The sequence below is a fragment of the Micromonospora zingiberis genome (assembly GCF_004331455.1).
Classification (GTDB): domain Bacteria; phylum Actinomycetota; class Actinomycetes; order Mycobacteriales; family Micromonosporaceae; genus Micromonospora; species Micromonospora zingiberis.
Genome location: NZ_SJJR01000008.1, coordinates 85,827 through 107,664 on the forward strand (window position 1 = coordinate 85,827; position 21,838 = coordinate 107,664).

Genomic DNA, 21,838 nt, shown 5'->3' on the forward strand with positions numbered 1-21,838 from the left:
ATCGACGGACGTACGGCGGGTCGCCGGCGGCGGCCCGCCGGGGGAGGTGACGGATGAGCAACGCGGGCTTCGCCGAGGTCAAACACGTGCCGGTGAACCAGGCCGTGCGGGACTACCTGGTCCGGTCCAGCTCACCACCGGATCCCGCACTGAGCGGGCTGGTCGACTCGACCCAGGAGGTGGGGCCGGCGGCCGGGATGATGGTGCCGGTCGAACAGGCCGCCCTGCTGACCATCCTCACCCGGTTGGTCGGCGCGCGGACCGCGGTGGACATCGGGACCTTCACCGGACTGTCGGCCCTGGCCATCGCCCGTGGCCTGGCTCCCGGCGGGCAGGTGGTCACCTGCGACGTCACGGACCAGTGGATCGACATCGCCCGCGCCCACTGGCAGCGGGCCGGGGTAGCGGACCGGATCGACTTCCGGCTCGGCTCGGCGGCGCGCACCCTGCGCTCCATGCCCGCCGACACCGTCGTCGACCTGGCCTTCATCGACGCCGACAAGATGAACTACCCCACCTACTACGAGGCCGTGGTGCCGCTGCTGCGCCCCGGTGGCCTGCTGCTGGCCGACAACGTCCTGCTCGACGGGTACGTGCTGGACCCGGAGCTGGCCGAACCCGGCCTGCCCCGCCGAGCGGCGCAGACGCTGCGGGCCTTCAACGCCACGCTCGCGGCCGACGAGCGGTTCGAGACGGTGATGCTGCCGATCGCCGACGGGCTCACCATCGCCCGCCGCCGCTGACCCGTCCGCCGGGACCCCGGGCCCGCCGGCCCGGGGTCCCGGCACGACCCGGCGCACGCACTACACCCGGCCCGCGCGACGTCTCCGGCGTACGCGCACGACATCGCGGATCCACCCCCGAGAGTGGATCCGCGATGTCGTGTACGCGGTCAGGCGGGCTTGGCCGCCTGCGCGTCCTGGCCGGCGGCGGCCACCACCGCCGCGGTGAAGGTGGCCAGGTCCGGGTCCTCGAAGATGAGCCCGACGTCCACCACCACCCCCAGCTCGTCCTCGATGCGGGTAATGATGCGAACCGCCGAGATGGACTGTCCCTGCAATTCGAAGAACGTCGCGTCCGGCCGATCCTGCGGCATGTGCAGAACATCGCTCCAGATCGCCGCGACCCGCTTTTCGACCTCTGCCCGACTCAAACCGCCCTGATCGATCTCCGTCATGCGCAGTGCTCTCCTCCCTGGCCGGGTCCGATACCCGCGGTCGGCCGGTCACCCGCCCGACCGAGGCAGGCACGGCATACCACGCACTCATGCTCGGGGCGCGTCGCGGATCCGTGCATCCTTGCGATTGCGCGGCTGAAACCGATGAGATTCGCCTCGCCTACGACTGTTTGCGGGGGTCGCCCGGTCACCAAAAACCCCCGGCACGGAATCGCCGAAGCTCGCATTCGAGATCGCAATTGTTGAGAAGACCGTCGCAATTCCGCGTGCCACGATTCGACCGTGGCAACGAGCGGAGACACGACGCTGGCCGGCAACGCCGACGTGGCAGCCGAACCGGGCCGTACCTCATGGGTACAGGACGGCGTGTGGTTGCTGGAGCAACTCGCCCCGTACCGGGGCGTGCACCGGCTGGTACGCACCTGGCACCTGGACGGGACGGTCGACGCCCTGGCGCTCCGGTCGGCCTGGCGGACGCTGCTGGACCGGCACGAGGCGCTGCGGACCCGGCTGATCGAGGTCGACGGCGCCCCGGTGCCGCTGGTCTCCACCGACACCGAGAGCGCGTTCGTGCACGTCGACCTCGGGCACCTGGCCGACGCGGAGCGCACCCGCGCCGCCGACCGGGTCTGCGTGGCGGCCGCCTCGGTCCCGGAACGGGCCACCGACACCCCGCTGGCCCGGTTGACGTTGGTCCGCATCGGTCCCACCACGCACCGGCTGGTGCTGGCGCTGCACCGCACGGTCGCCGACGACCGGTCGATCTCGATCATCGCGGACGAACTGTCCATCTGCTACGCCGCCGCCGTGCGCCCCGACGCGGACGGCCCCGCATTGGCCCCGGTGCTGCGCTACGCCGAGTACGCCCGCTGGCAGCGTGACCTGGTGGACGGGCCGGCCGGACGGCGGCTGCTGGACTGGTGGACCCGCGAGCTGACCCCGCTGCCGCCATCGGTGCCGTTGCCCACCGACCACGACGGCGCCGCCCGGCCCGCCGGCCCCGCCGGTCTGCTCTCGTTCGACTGGGGCACCGCCCTGGCCGACCGACTGGCCACGTACTGCCGGACCCGGCCGGCCAACCCGGCGGCGGTGCTGCTGGCCGCGGTGCAGGCAGTCCTGCACCGGTACGGCGACGACGACCAGGTCACCGTGGTGATGCCGGTACCGGTGCCACCACCCGGATTCCCCGCGCTCGTCGGCCCCTGCGACAACCTGCTGGTGCTCACCGGTGATCTCGGCGGTGCCCCCACCTTCGACGAGGCGGTGGATCGGGCCGCGGCCGTGCTGCGCGCCGCCACCGCACACCGGGACCTGCCGTTCGCCCGGCTGGTGCAGGAACTGCCCGTCGACCGGGACCCGGGCCGGGTGCCGTTCTGCGACGTGCTGCTGGCCGTACCCGGACCGGAGGCGGAACTGCGGCTGACCGGCGCCACGGTCGCCCCGACGGCGGTGACCGACGCCGGCCCCACCGTCGCGGACCTGGCGATCACCGTACGGCGGACCTGGCCGTCGCTCGCCGGCACGCTCGGCTACCGGGCGGACCGGTTCGCGTCCACCTCCGCCGAGGGCCTGCTCGGGCAGGTACGGACGCTGCTGTCGGCCGCGCTGGACGCCCCGCACACGCCGTTGCACCGGCTGCCCCTGGACGTCGCGGCGGTGGCCGGCGCGATCGACGAGGACCCGTCGGTCGAACCGCTGACCGTGCACGAGATCGTTCGCCGGCACGCCGTACGAACCCCGGACGCGGTCGCCGTGGCCGGTCCCGACGGCCGCTGGACGTACCGCGAACTGGACCGCCGGGCCGAGGCGGTGGCCGAGTACCTGCGCGGTCTGCCCGTCGACGGCGCGCCGGTCGCGGTCCGGATGACTCCGGGCCCGTGGCAGCTCGCCGCGTCGCTGGGCATCCTGCGCGCCGGGGGCCACCTGGTCTGGTTCGGCACCGGCGACGCCGGGCAGCGGGGCCAGGCGATCCTGGCCGAACTGCGCCCGGTCTGCCTCCTGCGCTCCGGCGAGGACCCGGACGACGACCTGGCCCGCTGGTACCGCGACGAACTCGACGGCCGACTGGTCGACGTGACGTGCCTACCCCGCCCACCGGCGAAGCCCGTCCCAGCGCCCACCGACGACCTCTCCCGCACCGCCTACGTGGCGTACACCTCGGGCTCCACCGGGCGGCCCAAGGGCATCGCCCACACCCACCGGGCGTTCGCCCAGTTCGTCACCTGGATGGCCGACGCCCTGGAGTTGGCGCCCGGCGCCCGGGTGGCCCAGTGGGTCACCCCGGAGCACGACCCGAGCCTGTGCGAGACATTCGCGACCCTGGTCGGCGGCGGCACCCTGCACCCGGTGCCGGTACGCATCCGGGTGCACCCCGAGAAGCTGGCCGACTGGCTGGTGCGGGAGCGGGTCACCTTCCTACAGACGGTGCCCAGCTTCGCCCGCGAGGTGCTGGCCGTCGTCGCCGCCCGGGAGCCGGCCGACCGGCCCACCGGCCTGCGCCGGCTGGTGCTGATGGGCGAGACGCTGTCGGACCAGTTGGTCAACGGCTTCCGGCGGGTCCTGCCGGCCACCCGGCTGGCGAACATCTACGGCCCGACCGAAACCATCGCGGCGACCTGGCACGACATCACCGGCCCGGTGCCGGCGAACGTGCCGATCGGCCGCCCGATCCCCGGACGGCAGGTGCTGGTCCTCGACGAGGCGGACCAGCCCTGCCCGACGGGCGTCACCGGCGAACTCGTGGTGCGGAGTCGGTACGTCTGCGACGGCTATCTCGGCGACGGTGCCGGGCGGCAGGCGGCCTTCCGGGCCCCCGCCGGCGGGCCGGACGACGACTCCGACCTGCGCTGGTACCGCACCGGTGACCTCGCCCGCCGGCGGTGGGACGGCGCGTTGGAGTTCCGTGGCCGCCGCGACCACCAGGTCAAGCTCCTCGGCACCCGGGTGGAGCTGGCCGATGTGGAGGCGGCGCTGGCGGCCCACGACGGGGTGGCCGACTGCGCCGTGGTGCCGGTCACCGACCAGGACGGTCTGGTCGTCCGGCTCACCGCGTACGTCGTACCCCGCCGGGGACCCGACGGCGACCCGCTGGCCGGGGCCGCCCAGTGGCGGGCCCAACTGCGACGGCGCTTCGGCGGGGCGATGGTGCTGGTCGCCTTCGAGACGGTGCCCGACCAGTTGCCCCGCACGGTGGCCGGCAAGGTGGACCGCCGCCGGCTGCCGGCACCGAGGTCGGCATCGGCGCGCCGGGCCACCGGCAACCCGGTGGAGGAGGGGCTGGCCGAGATCTGGTCGGCCCTGCTCGGCACCGGGCCGTACGACGCCGAGGTCTCGTTCTTCGGCGCCGGAGGGCACTCGTTGCTCGTCCCCGTGCTCGTCCAGCGGATCCGGCGACGCTTCGGCGTCACGGTGCCGCTGCGCGAGTGCTTCACCCACAACACGTTGGCCGGCATGGCTGCCCTGGTCGAGGCGGAGCGCACGGCCCACGACCGTTCGGTACCAGCGGATTCGGCAGACCTCAGAGCTGTCACGGACGCGATGGAGTGAGTGCATTGACGTTGGCCAAGACCGCACAGGCGGTCGCAATCACGGGCGAGGACCTGGACATCCCCGGTGTGCGACGGATCGCCGAGGAGGGCGCGCCCGTCGAGGTGGCGTCGTCGTCGCTGGCCCGAGCGGGCAAGAGCCGGATGCTGTTCGAGGACGTCGTACGCCAGGACGTCCCGGTGTACGGCGTCACCACCGGCTACGGCGAGATGATCTACATGTTGGTGGACCCGGCCAAAGAGGTGGAGTTGCAGACCAACCTGGTCCGCAGCCACGCGGCCGGGGTGGGGCCGCTGTTCGCCGAGGACGAGGCGCGGGCCGTGGTCACGGCCCGACTCAACGCGCTGTCCAAGGGACACTCCGCGGTCCGGCCGGAACTGCTGGAACGGCTGGCGCTCTATCTCAACCTCGGCCTCACCCCGGCCATCCCGGAGATCGGTTCGCTCGGTGCCAGCGGTGACCTGGCCCCGCTGGCACACATCGCCTGCACCGTGATCGGTGAGGGCTACCTGGTGCGCGACGGGCGGCCGGTGCCCACCGGCGAGGTACTGCGCCAGCACGGCATCGAGCCGATGCAGTTGCGCTTCAAGGAGGGCCTGGCGCTGATCAACGGCACCTCGGCGATGACCGGCCTGGGCGCGTTGGTGGTGGGCCGGGCGATGGACCAGGTCCGACAGGCCGAGATCGTCACGGCCCTGGTCATCGAGACCCTGCAGGGCTCCACCAGCCCGTTCCTGGCCGAGGGACACGACGTGGCCCGGCCGCACCAGGGGCAGATCGACACGGCGGCGAACATGCGGGCGCTGATGCGCGGCAGCGCGCTCACCGTGGAGCACCGGCAGCTGCGCAGCCAGCTCCAGGCGGGCAAGCAGCAGGGCGTCGACGTCCAGCGGACCGACGTGTACATGCAGAAGGCGTACTCGCTGCGGGCCATCCCGCAGGTCCTCGGCGCGGTACGCGACACCCTCTACCACGCCGGCAACAAGGTCACCATCGAGCTGAACTCGGCCAACGACAACCCGCTCTTCTTCGAGGGGCAGGAGGTCTTCCACGGGGCCAACTTCCACGGTCAGCCGATCGCCTTCGCGATGGACTTCGTGACGATCGCCCTCACCCAGCTCGGCGTGCTGTCCGAGCGCCGGACCAACCGGCTGCTCAACCGGCACCTCAGCTACGGTCTGCCCGAGTTCCTGGTCAGCGGCGACCCGGGCCTGCACAGCGGCTTCGCCGGCGCGCAGTACCCGGCCACCGCGCTGGTCGCGGAGAACCGCACCATCGGCGCGGCGAGCACCCAGAGCGTGCCGTCCAACGGTGACAACCAGGACGTGGTGAGCATGGGGCTGATCGCCGCCCGCAACGCCCGCCGGGTGCTCGGCAACAACCAGCACATCCTGGCGGTGGAGCTGCTCGCCGCCGCCCAGGCCGTGGACATCTCCGGTCGCCGGGCCGGGCTCAGCCCCGCCGCCGCGGCGGCGTACGAGTTCGTCCGCCGCCTCGCGCCCACCCTGGACCGGGACCGCTTCATGTCCGACGAGATCGAGCGGGTCGCCGCCGCACTGACCCGGGGAGAACTGGTCGCCGCCGTCGAGCAGGGCGACGTCGAGCTGCGCTGAGCGCCGGCCGACGGCGAGATGGGAGTTCCAATGACGAACGACGACTACGACGTGGTGGTGGTCGGCGGCGGCCCGTGCGGCTCCACCGTCGCCACGCTGGTGGCCATGCAGGGCCACCGGGTGCTGCTGCTGGAGAAGGAGCGGTTTCCGCGCTACCAGATCGGCGAGTCCCTGTTGCCCTCCACCGTGCACGGCATCTGCCGGATCCTCGGCATCGAGGAGGACCTGCGGCAGGCCAACTTCATGCCCAAGCGGGGCGGCACCTTCCGGTGGGGCGCCAATCCCGAGCCGTGGACCTTCTCCTTCGGCCTCTCCGCCAAGTTCGCCGGTGAGGCCGCCACCGCCTACCAGGTGGAGCGGATGCGCTTCGACCAGATCCTGCTGGACAACGCCCGACGCAAGGGCGTCGAGGTCCGGGAGGAGACCTCGGTGGTCGACGTGCTCACCGACGCCGACAGCGACCGGGTCGACGGCGTCCTGATCAGCGGAGCGGACGGCGTACGGCGGGAGATCCGTGGCCGGTTCGTCGTCGACGCCTCCGGCAACAAGAGCCGGATCCACACCCGGGTCGGCGGCCAGCGCCGCTACTCCGAGTTCTTCCGCAACCTGGCGCTGTTCGGCTACTTCGAGGGTGGCAAGCGACTGCCCGCGCCGAACCGTGGCAACATCCTCGCCGCCGCCTTCGAGGCCGGCTGGTTCTGGTACATCCCGCTCACCGAGGAGCTGACCAGCGTCGGGGCCGTCCTGCTGCCCGAGGCGCTGGACCGCGCCCAGGGCGACCGGGAACGGGCGCTGCTCGACCTGATCGCGCAGTGCCCGCTGATCGCCGAGTACCTCGCCGACGCCCGCCGGGTCACCGAGGGCCCGTACGGCGAGATCCGGGTCCGCAAGGACTACTCGTACATCCAGGAGAAGTTCTGGCGGCCCGGACTGGTTCTGGCCGGCGACGCGGCGTGCTTCATCGACCCGGTCTTCTCCTCCGGGGTGCACCTGGCCACCTACAGTGCCCTGCTCGCCGCCCGGTCGATCAACACCGTGCTGCGCGGCGGGGTCGACGAGACGACCTGCTTCGAGGAGTTCGAGCTGCGGTACCGGCGCGAGTACGCCCGGTTCCACGACTTCCTGGTCGCCTTCTACGACATGCACCAGGACGAGAACTCCTACTTCTGGAAGGCGAAGAAGGTCACCAACAACGCCGCCTCCGAGGTGGAGTCCTTCGTGGAGTTGGTGGGTGGCGGTTCCTCCAACGAGGCCGCGCTGGTGGCACCGGGCCGGTACGGCCGGCGCGACGCCGCGTACCAGGAACTCGCCGCCGCGGTGGAGCAGCCGGTGCGGGAGGCCGGGGAGGACCGTGACCTGCTGCGCACCGAACTGGCCCGGTCGGTGTCCAAGGAGGGCACCCGGATCCAGATCCAGGCCGAGCTCGGCGAGAGCCTCGACGAGAACGCCCCGGTACGCGACGGGGGACTGGTGCCGTCCGCCGACGGCCTGCACTGGTCGATGCCGTCCGAACCGGTCGGCTGACCGAAAGGGAGCCCGATGACCGACACCCTGCTGCCCCCGCCGACCCCGGCGGGGGAGCCGACCGAGCAGACCGGGACGCGAGTCCCGCTCTCCCTGCAACAAGAGTTCCTGCACCACATCGACCACGGCGATCACACCGGGCCGTTCGGGCCGCGGTACACCATCGTCGGTGGCTGGCGGATCACCGGCGAGGTGGACGTCGACACGCTGCGCCGGGCCCTGGACGACGTGGTGGTCCGGCACGAGACGCTGCGCACCTCGATCGTGCGCGCCGGCGACGAGGCGTACCAGCAGGTGCGCCCGCCGGCCCCGGTCCCGCTGGAGGTACGCGACCTGCGCGCCGGCCCGTCGCAGGACCGCGACCTGGTCGCCGAGGACCTGGTCAACGAGATCGAAGCCGACGTGTTCGGCATCGACGAGATGCCGGTGTTGCGGGCCGTGCTGGGCCGCTTCGACGCCCGGGACGGGGTGCTGGTCCTCGCCGCCCACCACACCGCCGTGGACGGCTGGTCGGTGCACCTGGTGCTGCGCGACGTGGCCGAGTTCTACGCGGCCCGACGCGCGGGCCGGGCCGCGCAACTGCCCCCGGTACGGCAGTACCGCGAGTACGTCCGGTGGCAGCAGGAGGAGCAGACCGGTGAGAAGGTCCGCCGGGCACGGGAGTTCTGGCGGGAGAACCTGCGCGGCGCCCAGGTGGTCGCCGTACCCACCGACCACACCCGCTCCGAGGAGCCCTTCGTCACCTCCTGGTACCGGTTCCTGCTCGACGAGCGGGTGTGGCGGGCCACCACCGACTGGGCGGCACGAACCCGCAGCTCGCCGTTCATGGTGCTGCTGGCCGCGTACCTGACCCAGCTGCGGGAGCAGACCGGGCGCACCGACCTGGTGGTGCCCACCTTCACCCCCGGGCGCCACCCGGCCTGGGTGCAGAACACCGTCGGGTCCTTCTACAACTTCCTGCCCATCCGGGTCGACCTGACCGGGGCCGACGACTTCCCGGCCGTGATCGCCCGGACCCGGGCGGCCTGCCTGGCCGCGTACGCGCACGAGCTGCCGTTCATCCAGATCCTGGCGGAGGCGCCGGACGTGATGAACGACGCGATCGGGCCGCAGGCCGCGGCGTGCGTGCTCCAGGTGACCCAGTCGCCGGACATGATGTTCGGCCAACAGCACGGCGAGCTGCACTTCGCCGCGATGCGCCGACGGGTGGTGTCGGCACCGGTCGGCTCGCAGATCCCCGACGGGCTGCTGTTCGGGCTGGAGGCGTCGACCGAGGGCGGCGTGATCGGCAGCGTCGGCTTCACCACCAACCTGTTCGTGGAGAGCACGGTCGTGTCGATCGTCGACACCTTCCGGCAGACCCTCGACGCGGTACTGCCGGGCGCGGACCCGGCCTGAGTTCCATCAGACGTCGGCGGTGACCCGCACGGGTCACCGCCGACGTCCGCGTGTGTCAAAGTCCCTGGTTGGCGACGCGTCCGGCCTGTCGTCGGGTGAGCTGACCGGTGCGGTACAACCAGGCCACACTGTCCCGGATCGTCTCCGTCACCGGACGGGTCGGCGCGGGCACCTCCGGGCCGACGCGCAGGGCACAGTGGCAGGTGTAGACGGCGCCGTACTCGACCGGGACATGCCACGGCCAGACCCGTTGCAGCGCGGACGCGGCGGCCCCCACCGGCAATACCGCCGCCGATGGTAGGTAGCCGACCGGCAACCGGCGGCCGGTGACCTCGCGTACCACCGCGACGAACTCGCGGGTGGACAGCGTCTCACCCGGCGCCAGCAGGCGTCGCGGACCCCGTCCGGGGCGCAGCGCCGCGACATGCAGGTCGGCCACGTCGCGCACGTCACCGACCGGAAACCCACCACCCGGCCAGATCGGTAGCTGCCCGCGCAGCAGCGCCCGCAGCCGGGCGAGCTGGTCGCCGAGGTACGGGTCGTGCGGGCCGAGCGTGGCCATCGGGTACGTGATGACCACCGGTGACCCGGCCGCCTGGTGTCGACGGGCGACCTCCTCGGCGGCCGCCTTGGTGGCCATGTACCGCTCCCGGGGCCGGCCCACCGGCAGATCGGTGGCGAGTGGAGCACCCCCGGTCGGTGCCAGCGCGACCACCGACGACACGTGCACGATCGGATCGGCGCCGGCCGCGCGGGCCGCGTCGAGCACCACCTCCGTACCGTCGACGTTGACCTGCCTCATCCGCGCGTGCCGACGGGTGTCGAAGGAGTACACCCCGGCGGCGTGCAGGACCGCCGTGCAGCCCGCCACCGCCGCCGCGACCGACTCGCCGTCGGTCACGTCGCCGACGACGGTCCGTACCTGCCCGCCGGAGACGCCCAACGGACCGAGTGCGCGCCCGACCGTGTCGGGATCGCGAACCAGCAGCCGCACCTCGTGCCCGGCCCGCAACAGCGCCGCGACCGTGTGCGAACCGATGAAGCCGGTGCCGCCAGTGACCAGTACCCGCACGTTCGCTCCTGCCCTTCGGATGGGGGATGGGGGCGGCACGTCGACGGCGCCGGCCGGAGCGGACTCCGACCGGCGCCGTAGGGCGTGCCGCGGTCAGCCCGCGTCGCGCGGGCTGTTCTGGTACGCGGCCAGCTGCCAGCCGTCCGCGGTGCGCACCAGCAGCCACGAGGCGCGGATGGCCCGCTCGGCGGGCACCTCGGTCTCACCCGGGGCGAGCACGCCGCCCTCGGTGAGCAGCAGCGCCACGTCGGGGCCGAGGAAGCGGACTTCGAAGGGCTGCCCGGTGACCTGGGTGCCCTTGTAGGGGCCGGCGAAGCCCTGTGCCATGAAGGCGCGGATGTCGTCGCGGCCCTTGCGGGTCAGGCCGGGCAGGATCATCGTGCCGTCCGGGGTGAAGACGTCGGCGAAGGCGTCGGCGTCGTTGGCCGCCCACGCCTGCACGATGCGCCCGGGTACGGCCGCGACAGCGGCCTGGTCGTCGGCGGACACCTGCGGTGCGAGACTGTTCGTGGTCACGGATGTTTCCTTCCGTCAGGGCGGGAACGCCTCAGATGTAGAGGGTGTTCGGGGCGAGGCCGCACAGGATCCGCCCGTACAACTCGGCGTTGGTGGTGGGGTTCATCAGCGCGTGCAGGTTGATCGCCTGCACGTCCCGGGCGATCCGCTGGATCGGCACGTCGTTGTAGACCGACGAGCCGCCGCTGGCGAGGGCGAAGACGTCCACCGCCTCCTTGCCGCGCCGGCACACCGCGCCGAGTTCGGCCCGGGCGCGGGCCCGCTCCTCCAACGTCCACTCGGAGCCGTCGACGCCCTTGCCGTCGACCAGGTCGGCCAGCCGCAGCGCGTGGAACTCCGCCTCGTCACTCTTGAGCACCGCGTCGGCCACCTGGTGGTGGGTGATCGGCGCGTCCAGCTGGCTGTCGTAGTTGGTGTAGGTGATCTTGCGCTTGGGCAGCCGCTCGAAGAACACCTCGCGGGCCGCCCGAGCCAGGCCGACCACGCTGCCCACCGAGGACGCCGAGGCGACCGGCAGCAGCGGCGACCGGTAGATCGCGGAGCCGGCGTTCGCCGCCGAGGCGCCCTGGCCCTGCACGATGGCGCCCAACGGCAGTACCCGGTCGGCGGGGACGAACAGGTCCTGCGCGACGGTGCTGACGCTGCCGGTACCCCGCAGGCCACTGGTGTGCCAGTCGTCGATGATCTGCAACTCCGACATCGGCACCAGCGCCAGGATCGGCATCGGCTCGCCCTGCGGGCTGATCTGCACCGCGACGATCTCCTGCCAGTGGGCGTGCAGCGCGCCGCTGATGAAGCCCCACTTGCCGTTGACCACGACGCCGCCGTCGACCGGGGTGGCGGTCGCGGTGGGGCTCAGCGTGCCGCAGACCCGTACGTCGGTGGTCGAGAAGACCTCGTCCTGCACGTGGTCCGGGAACAGGCCCACCATCCAGGTGGGAATCCAGTAGACCGAGGCGACCCAGGCGGCCGAGCCGTCACCCCGTCCCAGTTCCGCCGCGACCTCGACCAGCGTCCGGGTACCCGCCTCGAAGCCGCCATAACGGACCGGACGGCGCAACCGGAAGATGCCGGCGTCGGCGAGCGCGTCGATCGCCTCGTCGTGGACCCGGCGGTGCTCCTCGGACCAGGCCGCGTGACCGCGGAGCACAGGCACGAGGTCGGCGGCGCGTCGGACGAGCTGCTCGCCCGTCGGGACATCGGTGGTGAGCAAAGCACCCTCCTTGGACATGTCGGCTGGGCGGTCACGCCACGCCTCGTCGTCTCGCCGAGCACTGGGTGGCTGTCCCGCCGAGAACGGGCGCCGATCGGCGCGGCCGGTCATCTGTGAGGATCACAGTGGCGAAGCGGCGCCGCATCTCCCCGAATGCGTAAGGTGGCGGTGCTCCGCCGCACGTCAGCGCGGTTGCGGGGGCCAGGCAGCCGTGGTGCGCCCGGGTGTCGCCGTCACAGGGTGGCGGGCAGGCCGAACGCCGGGAACAGGGCCGGCTCGAACGCGGTGATCTCCACGATCTTGCCGTCGGCGACCCGCAGCACCTCCAGCACCTGCGGGCGGAACGTCGCCTCGCCCGGACGGCGTACGTAGTGCGCCGCCGCCGGTTGCCGGTTGGCTCGGGTCGGCAGGCTGCGCCACTGACCGAGATAGGCCGACGAACCCGGGTCGAGCACGTCACGCAGGCTGGCCAGGAAGGACGAACGATCCCACCAGGCCGGATCGGGCATGCCCGGCACGCAGGGCACCGGCATCGGCATCGTGATCCGGATGTCCTCCCGCAGCAACTGCGCCATCGCCCCGGTGTCGCCCTGCTCCAGCACACCCATGTAACGCTGGAGGAGCGCACGTTCGGCGTCGGTGGGGTCGCCGGTCGGCGCCCACTCGATCCGGCTCGGCGGCAGATGGTCCTTGATGTTGGCCCGGGCCCGCTGCAACGCGCTGTTCGCCGAAGCGACACTGAGTTCCAGCAGGTCGGCCGCCTCGGCGGCGGGCCAGCCGAGGACGTCGCGCAGGATCAACACGGCCCGCTGGCGGGGCGGCAGGTGCTGGATCGCGACCAGGAACGCCAGCTCGATGGTCTCCTTGGCGACCAGCGCCGCGTCCGGCTGCGCGTCGGCCGGTGCGGCCGGTTCCAGCAACCGATCCGGGTACGGCTGTAGCCAGTACACCTCGTCCGACGTGGTGGGTCGCGGCCCGGTCTCGGCCGGCACCGGGCCACGACCGGCGCGGGGCTGGCGCGGATGGCGGCTGAGGAAGTCCAGGCAGGCGTTGGTCGCGATGCGGTAGAGCCAGGCACGGACGGTGGACCGGGCCGCGAAGGTGTCCCGCTTGCGCCAGGCGCGCAGGAACGTCTCCTGGACCAGGTCCTCGGCGTCCTGGAACGAACCGAGCATCCGGTAGCAGTGAACCTGCAGCTCACGGCGGTGCGTCTCGACCAGACGACCGAAGGTCACCTCGTCGAGCGAAGCCGACGGCGCCTCGTTGAACGAGGCCGACGGGCGTACCTCGAACTGGGTGGAATTGACCCTGACACGGCTCACTGATCGTGCCCCGCTCCCGACAGCAACTGATCGATGACGGTCGGCCAGAACCGTAACACGCGCGCGGCGCCGCGCAGCTCACCTTCGCCGTCGCGGCGCCCGTGCGGGGCACCGCCCTGCGCACGACTGAGGATGCGGCGGGCGGGCGACGGCCGTGAGGCTGGCCCTGTGGCCGGCGAGCCGACCGCCGCGCGTGCCAGCGGCGGATTCCGGCCATCACCGACGGGCGGCACGGGCCGCGTTGTCGCCGGCGGATCGAACTGGTCGTCGACAGGGAGGTTCCGGCAGTGAGTGAGATCGGTAGACGCGCCGTCGTGCTGGGCGGCAGCATGGCCGGCGTCCTCGCCGCCCGGGTGCTGGCCGAGTCCTACGGCGAGGTCCTGGTCGTCGACCGGGACGCGCTGCTGGGCGTACGCGAGCCTCGACGCGGCGCGCCGCACACCGTCCACGCGCACGGGCTGCACGCGCGTGGCCATCTGAACATGGAGGAACTGTTCCCCGGCATCACCGACGAGCTGACCGCGGCCGGCGTGCCGACCGGAGACCTCGGGGAGATGCGCTGGTTCTTCAACGCCCGCAAGATCCGCCCCGCCCACACCGGCCTGGTCTCGGTGACCGCGCCCCGACCGGTGCTGGAACACCACGTCCGTAGCCGGGTGGCGGCCCTGCCCAACGTGCGGTTCCTGGAGGAACACGACATCCTCGGTCTGGTCGCCTCCGACGACCGCCAGCGGGTGCTCGGCGTACGGGTCCGCTCCCGCGCCGAGGGCGCCCAGCCCGAGGAGTTGGACGCCGATCTGGTGGTCGACGCCACCGGACGCGGCTCGCGTACCCCCGCCTGGCTGGCCGAGTTGGGCTACCAACGGCCGGAGGAGGAACGGGTCAAGGTGGGGTTGGCCTACACCACCCGGCACTACCGGCTGCGCCCGGAGATGTTCGACGGCGTCCAGTCGATCAACCCGGTGGCCTCGCCCGCGCACCCCCGGGGCGCCTTCTTCGGCCAGGTCGGCCGGGACGTCTGCATCCTGTCGCTGACCGGGGTGCTCGGCGACCACCCGCCGACCGACCCCGAGGGCTTCCTCGCCTTCGTCCGCTCGCTGCCGGTGCCCGACGTGTACGACGCGGTGCACGACGCCGAGGCGCTCGACGACCCGGTGTCGTTCACCTTCCCGGCGAGCGTGCGGCGACGCTACGAGCGGCTGACCCGGATGCCCGACCGGCTGCTCGTCATGGGCGACGCGGTGTGCAGCTTCAACCCCGTGTACGGCCAGGGGATGAGCGTCGCCACCATCGAGGCGTTGACGTTGCGCGAACACCTGCGGCAGGGCCGGGCACCCCGGCCGCAGGACTTCATGGCGGCCATGTCCCGCGTGATCGACACGCCCTGGGACATCTCTGCCGGCGGCGACCTGGACTTCCCGGGCGTCGAGGGTCGACGCACCCTCCAGGTGCGGATCGGCAACGCCTACATGGCCCGCGTGCAGTACGCGGCGACCAGGGACGCCCGGGTGACCGACGGCTTCATGCGGGTGGCCGGGCTGATCGACCCGCCGCAGGCGTTGATGCGCCCGTCGATGGTGCTGCGGGTGCTGCGCCACGCGCCGTTGCGCCCGGCCGCCCCGCCCGCGAACCCCTCCCTCGCCGCTCCCACGGCCGGCTCGGCGGCACCGCCGAGCGCCTGACTTCCGCCGGATCAGCCCTCCGTCCCACGCCCGCTGCTGCCGTGGGACGGAGGGCTCCGGTGTGCCGGGACGGCACGGACAGCGCAGGCGCGAGCCGTCCCGGCCACCCCCCGCGGGTGGCCGGGACGACCCGATGCAGCTCACCGCCGGGTCAGTGCACCGGCTGGGCCGCGGCGTCCCCGGCGGCCTCCGGGTCCTTCGGCTCCTTCGGCGGCATTCCCGGCATCGGCATGTCGCCGAGCGAGGGCACGTGCCGCAGCCCGATGAACGACACCAGCGCCAGGACCACGAAGAGGACGGCGCAGACCACCGCGACGTTGTTCAGCCCGTTGGTGAACGCCTCCCGCGCCGAGTCGAGCAGCGAACCCGCGGTGGGCCCACCGACCTGCTCGGCCACCACGGTGGCACCGGCGATGCTCTCCTTGGCGGTGTTCGCCGCGTCCGCCGGCAACTCGCTGGGGACGCTGACCTGGCTGCGGTAGGTGGCGGTGCCGACCAGACCGAGGATCGCCACACCCAGGGCCACGCCCAACTCGCCGACGGCCGAGGAGACCGAGCCGGCGGCACCGGCCTTCTCCGGCGGCGTGGAGGACATCACCAGGAAGGGGGTCATCGGGCCGACCGAGGCGCCGCCGACGTAGACGACTCCGAGACCGACCAGCAACGTGGTCAGCCCGGCGGTGCTGCCCACCTGGGTCAGCACCACCATGCCGACCGCGGCGATGAGGGAGCCGGCGGCGAGCACGTAACCGGGCGGCACCTTGCGGGCGATCGCCGGTGCCAGGTTCCCGACCACGATCATCACGACGGACGGGATCAGCAGCAGCGTGCCGACCCGCACCGGGCTGAGCCCCTCGACCATCTGCATGTAGAGGCTGGCCATCAGGCCGGCGCCGCCCATCACGAAGGCGATCATCAGGGCCATCGTCAGCGCGGTCGACAGCGCCCGGATCCGGAACAGGCTCAGGTCCAGCAGCGGGTGGGCCAGCGTGGCCTGCCGACGCAGGAAGACCACGAAGAAGACCACGCCCGCCACCAGGGAGACCGCCGGCAGCGGCGCCCAGCCCTCGCGCGCCAGCTCCTTGAGGCCGTAGATGAACGGCAGGATGGCCAGCAGCGACAGCGCGACGCTGAACAGGTCCAGCCGGCCGGCCGCCGGGTCCTTCGACTCGGGCAGCAGGGCCGGACCGGCGAGCAGCAGCAGGCCCATGATCGGGACGGCGAGCAGGAACACCGAGCCCCACCAGAAGGCGCCGAGCATCAGGCCACCGACGACCGGGCCGAGCACCACGCCGGCCATCAGGGAGGTGCCCCAGAGACCCATCGCGGCGCCCATCTGCTTCGGGTCCTTGAACATGGTGCGCAGCAGGGCGAGGATCGACGGGATCAACGTCGCGCCGGCGGCACCGAGCAGGGCCCGGGCGATGATCAGGACGATCGTGGAGGTCGCGAACGCGGCCAGCAGCGACGCCGCGAGGAACGCCGCACCGCCGAACAGCAGGACCTTCTTGCGTCCGATCCGGTCACCCAGCGTGCCCATGGTGATCAGGAATCCGGCGATCATGAAGCCGTAGATGTCCGAGATCCACAGCTGCTCGGTGCTGCTCGAACCCAGATCCGCGGTGACATGTGGCAACGCCAGGAACATGACGTTGAGATCCACTGTCGTCAACATGGTGGGCAGGCACATTATGGCCAGCCCGAGCCACTCCCGCCAGGTGGCCCGCGGTGCCACCCCCGGGGCGGCGGCTGATCCCGCCTGCCCGTCGACTGTAGTCATGCTTCTGGTCCTCTCGATATCGGCCGCGCTGTCCTGCGGCTCAATGTTGAGACGGTGGCGACCCCGGAAAGTCATCGCTGTCCGCCACCGGGGCATCACGCAGCCTCGATCCGGGCGCCGCAGGCACCCCGCCCGGGTTCCGGGCGCGGGCGTCTTCCCGGTTGCGCACTGCGGCGTACGACCTTGTCCCGTCGGGTGGCGCTGCGCATGCTGAAGGCGGACCCGGCCCGGCCCGACCGCGCGGTCCACTCCGCCCCCCGACGGCCCACCCGGCCCGGCGAAAGGCGATCCATGACCGAACTGGCAGACCGCCCGGCGGCCGGGGTACGCCCGACCCGGCCGATGACCGGCGACGAGTACGTAGAGTCGTTGCGCGACGGCCGGGAGGTCTACCTCTACGGCGACCGGGTGCGCGACGTCACCCGCCATCCCGCCTTCCGCAATCCGGTCCGGATGACCGCCCGGCTCTACGACGCGCTGCACGACCCGCGGACGCGCCCGGTGCTGACCGCGCCGACCGACTCCGGCGGCGACGGCTGGACGCACCGCTTCTTCACCACGCCGCGCTCCGCCGAGGACCTGGTGGCCGACCAGCAGGCGATCGCCGCCTGGTCCCGACTCAGCTACGGCTGGATGGGGCGCAGCCCCGACTACAAGGCCTCGTTCCTCGGCACCCTCGGCGCCAACGCCGAGTTCTACGCGCCCTTCGCCGACAACGCCCGCCGCTGGTACCGGGAGGCGCAGGAGAAGGTCCTCTACTGGAACCACGCCGTCGTGCACCCGCCGGTGGACCGGTCCCGGCCGCCGGACGAGGTCTCCGACGTCTTCGTCCACGTGGAACGGGAGACCGACGCCGGAGTGGTGGTCAGCGGCGCGAAGGTGGTCGCCACCGCCTCGGCGCTGACCCACCACAACTTCCTGGCGCACTACGGCCTGCCGGTACGCAAGCGCGAGTTCGCCCTGGTCGCCACCGTGCCGATGGACGCGCCGGGAATGAAACTGATCTGCCGGCCGTCCTATGCGGCCAGTGCCGCGGTGATGGGCAGCCCGTTCGACTACCCGCTCTCCTCCCGACTGGACGAGAACGACACCATCCTGGTGCTGGACAAGGTCCTCATCCCGTGGGAGAACGTGTTCATCTACGGCGACCTGGGCAAGGTGCAGATGTTCGCCGGCCGCTCCGGGTTCACCGAGCGCTTCACCTTCCACGGCTGCACCCGACTGGCGGTCAAGCTGGAGTTCATCGCCGGACTGCTGGCCAAGGCGTTGGAGACGACCGGCACCGCTGACTTCCGTGGCGTACAGAGCCGGCTGGGTGAGGTGCTGGCCTGGCGCAACCTGTTCTGGGGGCTGTCCGACGCCGCCGCCCGCAACCCGGTGCCCTGGCACAACGGCGCGGTGCTGCCCAACCCGGCGTACGGCATGGCGTACCGATGGTTCATGCAGGTCGGCTACGCGCGGGTACGGGAGATCGTGCTCCAGGACGTGGCCAGCGGCCTCATCTACGTCAACTCCAGCGCCGAGGACTTCGCCAACCCGGACATCCGCCGGTACCTCGACACCTACCTACGTGGTTCGGGCGGCGTCGACGCGGTGCAGCGGGTCAAGCTGATGAAACTGCTCTGGGACGCGGTCGGCTCGGAGTTCGGCGGCCGGCACGAGCTGTACGAGCGCAACTACGCCGGCAACCACGAGAACACCCGGGTCGAGCTGCTCAACGCCCAGGTGCTCGGCGGCGAGCTGGACGGCTACAAGGCGTTCGTCGACCAGTGCCTGGCGGAGTACGACCTGGACGGTTGGCGGGTCGACGACCTCAGCTCGTTCGAGCACCTGCGCGGGCTGCGCGACGTGCTGCGCGAGGAGCAGTAGCGGCTCACCGCAGCACGTGACGCAGCGCGTCCACGGCCTCCCGCTCGGCCTCGTAGACCGCCTGGATCTGCGCGGAGAGCTGGGCCAGGTCCGGCTCGGCGGGCGGCTTGCGGTCGTACTCGGCGACCAGGTCCCAGAGCGCGTCGGCGGCCTCGGCACGTTCGGCCAGGGCGCCGTCGCCGGCCGCCACACCGGCGGAGATGGTGGCCACCAGCTCCCGCAGCCGGGCGTACTCGGGCACGTCCCAGGGCAGCGCGGTCTCGGCCACCTCGTGCCACAGCCGCGCGGCCTGGCGGAACTGCTGGGCCGCGTCCGTGGCCGCGTCGGCGGCGTCGCCGAGCAGGGGCGCCGCCTCGTCGAGGAAGTCGGCGTACAGGTCCCGCAGGTTGCCGCCGGTGAGCCCGGCCGGCTCGACGTGCTCCCAGACGGACAGCAGCGTGGTGGCCATGCCCGCCTTGCCGTACAGCTTGGGCCAGCCCTTGGCGTTGCGTTGGTCGGTCACCAGGCGGCTCCACTTGCCCCACGCCGGTAGGGAGACCGTGGCGGCCTTGGCGTCCAGGTGCGCGACGCAGTCGGCGATGCCGGCCCGCGCCGCCTCGGCCAGCGGCAGCGTCTCCGGCACGGTGTGCACCACGACCATGCGGTTCTTGGTGGAGGTGACCCGGGCGCGGGCGTCGGCGAGCAGGTCCGCGTCGACGGTCAGCGGGGCGAGGTTGCGGTCGTCGAGCCGGATGCCGTCGTCGGTGGCCGCGTAGGCGACCACCGGGCTGCGCCGGGCACCGGAGAAGACCGGCCGGCCCCGACCGGCCAGCGCCGGCTCCGCCGGCAGGTGCCAGTAGCCGACCACCTGCCGGTCCGGCACGACCAGCACCGCACTGCCCTCGGCGAGCTGTTCCTGCAGGGTGCTGGCCGCGGCCTTGCTGCTGCCGGTCGTCTTCACCTGGTAGCCGACGCCGAGCCGGTCCATGGTCCGCTCGGCCCAGTCGTGGAAGGTCCACCGGTACCGGAAGCCCAGGAACAGGTTCGGTGTCTGTCCCTTGATCTCCCAGAGCATGTAGCCGGCGCCGAGGCCACCCCCGACCCCGAGCAGCATCGCCTCGCTGAGGCGTTCACCGGCGGTGTCGCCGGTGAGGTGGGCCAGCACGTTGGTCACGTTCGAGGTCTCGGCGTGCAGCCCGCCACGCAACGCCCAGCCGGCGTCGGTCACCGGTTTCGGGCCGGTACGGGCTCCGGAGAGCGCGGCCCGCGCGGTCGCGTAGCCCTCGCCGGTGCGGGCCATCCGGGTACGGATCCGAGTCTCGCTGGGCTTGCGGGTGGTCATCGTCCCCCTCAGGCGAGCTGTCGCAGGGTGGCCGTCCGGGTGGCCGGGCCGGGCCGGTCGGCGCCTCGTCGGAGGATACGTGCTCCGGGCGACGGTGGGGGGCGATTCGGGTGGGCCGGCGTGGCCCACCCGCGACGACGAACGGACCCCGCGCGGGTGCGACGGGGTCCGTGGGGTGCCGTGCCGAGTGGGCCGGTCGTCCCCGAGATGCCGACCAGGTTCCCGGGGACGACCGGCGACTGAGGGGCCGGGGTCGACGTCCCGCGTTCCACCGAGGACGCCGACCCGGGCCGGCTAGCTCCGCCCGCCGATCAGCGGCAGGTATCGCCCGTTGATCAGCGGCATCTCGGCGTGTGAGTGCCGCAGCACCCGCCAGACCACGCTCGGGCGCAGCAGGGCCTCCAGCGGGTCGACCAGACCGGCGGAGCGCATGAACGCCTCGGTGAGGCTGGCGTCCTTGGTGGCGGCCAGGTGCAGTCGCTTCATGTAGCCGAGCAGCACCTGCACCTTGGGGGTGCGCTTGCCCTCCACGTCGGGGAAGCTCAGGTTGATCGCCTCGGTCATCTCCCAGGCCGGGTCGATGATCCGCCCGACCGTCCTCATGAACTCCTTGGCCTTGGGCGCCTGGCCGGTGCGCAGCAGGTCGCGCAGGGCCAGTGCCTGGAGGGCGGCGAGCGTCTGCGCCTGGGCGAACACCGGGTTCGGCGTGCAGACCGCGTCGCCGATCACCAGCAGCCCGTCGGGGAACCGGGACATCAGCTCGTAACGCCGCCGCAGGGTGGTGGGGAACTTGAACAGCACCGGGTCGTCGAGCGGCTCGGCGTCCGAGATGCCCTCGTAGATCTCCGGCGCGGACAGCGACTTGACGAACTGGTTGAAGCCCTCCAGATCGGTGGGCGGGTGGTCGCCCATGATGCCGTACGTGGTCAGCTCGACCCGGTTGCCGTCGGACTTGGTGAAGATGGCGCCCCGGGGGTTGACGGGGTTGGCCACCGAGATGATCGAGTGACTGGTGCCGAACGGGTCGTGTCGCAGCTTGTAGTGGCGGGTCGCGTAGGCGAGCCCGATCTTCGTACCCTCCTCCGCCACCCGGGGGTAACCCTGCGCCTCCAGCCAGACCGGCGTACGCGAGCCGCGGCCGGTGGCGTCGACGATCAGGTCGGCGGTGAGCGTCTCCTCCTGGTTGCCCTCACCCTGGCGCTGCACCCTGGCGCCGATGACCCGGGACTTGTCCGGGCTGAAGACCAGGCCGGTGATGTCGGTGCGCTCCATGAAGGTGACGTTGCCCAGCGCGGCGATCCGCCGCCGTACGTGCGCCTCCATGACCGGCCGCCGGGCGGCCACACAGGTCAGTCCGGCCCGGGTCTGGGCCAGTGGCCGGCCGTTGATGTACCACTTGACCGTGCCGGCCAGGTCGGTCAGCGGGCACCCGGCCGCGACCATCTCGGCGGTGATCTCGGGGAACAGGTCCTCCATCGCCCGGGCGCCGCGGGCGATGAGGCCGTTGATGTGCCGGCCCTGCGGGGCACCGCGCCGGGCCTCCCAGACGTCGATCAGCTCATCGCGGTCGACCAGGACAACCTCCCGGTAGCCCTCACTGAGCGCGCTGGCGGCGAACAGGGCGGTGATGCTTCCGCCGAGCACCACCACGCGATTTCCAACTACCGAACCCACGGCGACCATCTCCTACCTGTCGAGCGAAACCGGGGACGCTGTCAGCGGTTGTGCGCGAGTTGTGGCCGGCAACCCTCGCGCCCTGCGGCGAACGTCGATCAGTAAGCCGCCGACAATGGCGCCGAATTGTT

At 72.2% G+C, this 21,838-nt stretch carries 15 protein-coding genes; 7 read left to right on the forward strand and 8 right to left on the reverse strand.

Annotated features, from left to right (window positions below):
• Positions 1-53: 53 nt before the first annotated feature.
• Positions 54-743, forward strand: a complete 690-nt coding sequence (locus E0H26_RS14120) for an O-methyltransferase (RefSeq protein ID WP_131304071.1) — start codon at positions 54-56, stop codon at positions 741-743.
• Positions 744-892: 149 nt separating this feature from the next.
• On the opposite strand, the gene E0H26_RS14125 is transcribed toward E0H26_RS14120, so the two are convergent.
• Entirely contained in the window at positions 893-1,177 is a 285-nt protein-coding gene (locus tag E0H26_RS14125) for a phosphopantetheine-binding protein (protein ID WP_131304072.1), read from the reverse strand.
• 282 nt (positions 1,178-1,459) lie between these two features.
• Here E0H26_RS14125 and E0H26_RS14130 point away from each other — a divergent pair, with 282 nt between their 5' ends.
• From E0H26_RS14130 to E0H26_RS14145, 4 genes are read left to right on the forward strand one after another with little or no spacing between them, the layout of a single operon-like run.
• Positions 1,460-4,723 carry a non-ribosomal peptide synthetase gene (locus E0H26_RS14130; RefSeq protein ID WP_240742161.1) on the forward strand — a complete coding sequence of 1,088 codons (3,264 nt, stop codon included), beginning with the start codon at positions 1,460-1,462 and terminating at the stop codon, positions 4,721-4,723.
• A 5-nt stretch (positions 4,724-4,728) separates the two neighbouring features.
• Positions 4,729-6,336: a tyrosine 2,3-aminomutase gene (cmdF, locus tag E0H26_RS14135; protein WP_131304227.1), complete on the forward strand. Its 1,608-nt coding sequence runs from the start codon at positions 4,729-4,731 to the stop codon at positions 6,334-6,336.
• Positions 6,337-6,366: 30 nt separating this feature from the next.
• Positions 6,367-7,860 carry a tryptophan 7-halogenase gene (locus E0H26_RS14140; RefSeq protein ID WP_131304073.1) on the forward strand — a complete coding sequence of 498 codons (1,494 nt, stop codon included), beginning with the start codon at positions 6,367-6,369 and terminating at the stop codon, positions 7,858-7,860.
• Positions 7,861-7,875: 15 nt separating this feature from the next.
• Positions 7,876-9,258, forward strand: a complete 1,383-nt coding sequence (locus E0H26_RS14145; protein ID WP_131304074.1) for a condensation domain-containing protein — start codon at positions 7,876-7,878, stop codon at positions 9,256-9,258.
• Positions 9,259-9,313: 55 nt separating this feature from the next.
• Here E0H26_RS14145 and E0H26_RS14150 read toward each other — a convergent pair whose 3' ends face one another.
• The 4 genes from E0H26_RS14150 to E0H26_RS14165 all read right to left on the reverse strand — a co-directional run bounded on the left by E0H26_RS14150 (position 9,314) and on the right by E0H26_RS14165 (position 13,381).
• Positions 9,314-10,330 (reverse strand): SDR family NAD(P)-dependent oxidoreductase, encoded by a 1,017-nt coding sequence (locus E0H26_RS14150; RefSeq protein WP_131304075.1) that lies wholly within the window; start codon positions 10,328-10,330, stop codon positions 9,314-9,316.
• 93 nt (positions 10,331-10,423) lie between these two features.
• A complete protein-coding gene (locus E0H26_RS14155) occupies positions 10,424-10,846 on the reverse strand; it encodes an SgcJ/EcaC family oxidoreductase (RefSeq protein WP_131304076.1) in 423 nt (140 codons plus the stop codon).
• 31 nt (positions 10,847-10,877) lie between these two features.
• The gene (locus E0H26_RS14160) at positions 10,878-12,077 is read right to left on the reverse strand and encodes an acyl-CoA dehydrogenase family protein (protein WP_206025108.1); all 1,200 of its coding nucleotides are present in this window, start codon (positions 12,075-12,077) and stop codon (positions 10,878-10,880) included.
• A 215-nt stretch (positions 12,078-12,292) separates the two neighbouring features.
• Positions 12,293-13,381 (reverse strand): RNA polymerase subunit sigma-70, encoded by a 1,089-nt coding sequence (locus E0H26_RS14165; protein WP_131304078.1) that lies wholly within the window; start codon positions 13,379-13,381, stop codon positions 12,293-12,295.
• A 287-nt stretch (positions 13,382-13,668) separates the two neighbouring features.
• On the opposite strand from E0H26_RS14165, the gene E0H26_RS14170 reads away from it, so the two are divergent.
• Positions 13,669-15,063: an FAD-dependent oxidoreductase gene (locus E0H26_RS14170; RefSeq protein WP_240742162.1), complete on the forward strand. Its 1,395-nt coding sequence runs from the start codon at positions 13,669-13,671 to the stop codon at positions 15,061-15,063.
• Positions 15,064-15,214: 151 nt separating this feature from the next.
• On the opposite strand, the gene E0H26_RS14175 is transcribed toward E0H26_RS14170, so the two are convergent.
• A complete protein-coding gene (locus tag E0H26_RS14175) occupies positions 15,215-16,843 on the reverse strand; it encodes an MFS transporter (protein ID WP_131304079.1) in 1,629 nt (542 codons plus the stop codon).
• A 291-nt stretch (positions 16,844-17,134) separates the two neighbouring features.
• On the opposite strand from E0H26_RS14175, the gene E0H26_RS14180 reads away from it, so the two are divergent.
• Complete coding sequence (locus tag E0H26_RS14180) at positions 17,135-18,712, forward strand: 4-hydroxyphenylacetate 3-hydroxylase family protein (protein ID WP_165521865.1); 1,578 nt, start codon at positions 17,135-17,137, stop codon at positions 18,710-18,712.
• 4 nt (positions 18,713-18,716) lie between these two features.
• Here E0H26_RS14180 and E0H26_RS14185 read toward each other — a convergent pair whose 3' ends face one another.
• Together E0H26_RS14185 and E0H26_RS14190 are read right to left on the reverse strand one after the other, a co-directional pair.
• Entirely contained in the window at positions 18,717-20,033 is a 1,317-nt protein-coding gene (locus tag E0H26_RS14185) for a DUF4872 domain-containing protein (RefSeq protein ID WP_240742163.1), read from the reverse strand.
• A 294-nt stretch (positions 20,034-20,327) separates the two neighbouring features.
• Positions 20,328-21,707 carry an FAD-dependent oxidoreductase gene (locus tag E0H26_RS14190; RefSeq protein WP_240742164.1) on the reverse strand — a complete coding sequence of 460 codons (1,380 nt, stop codon included), beginning with the start codon at positions 21,705-21,707 and terminating at the stop codon, positions 20,328-20,330.
• Between the last annotated feature and the right edge of the window lie 131 nt (positions 21,708-21,838).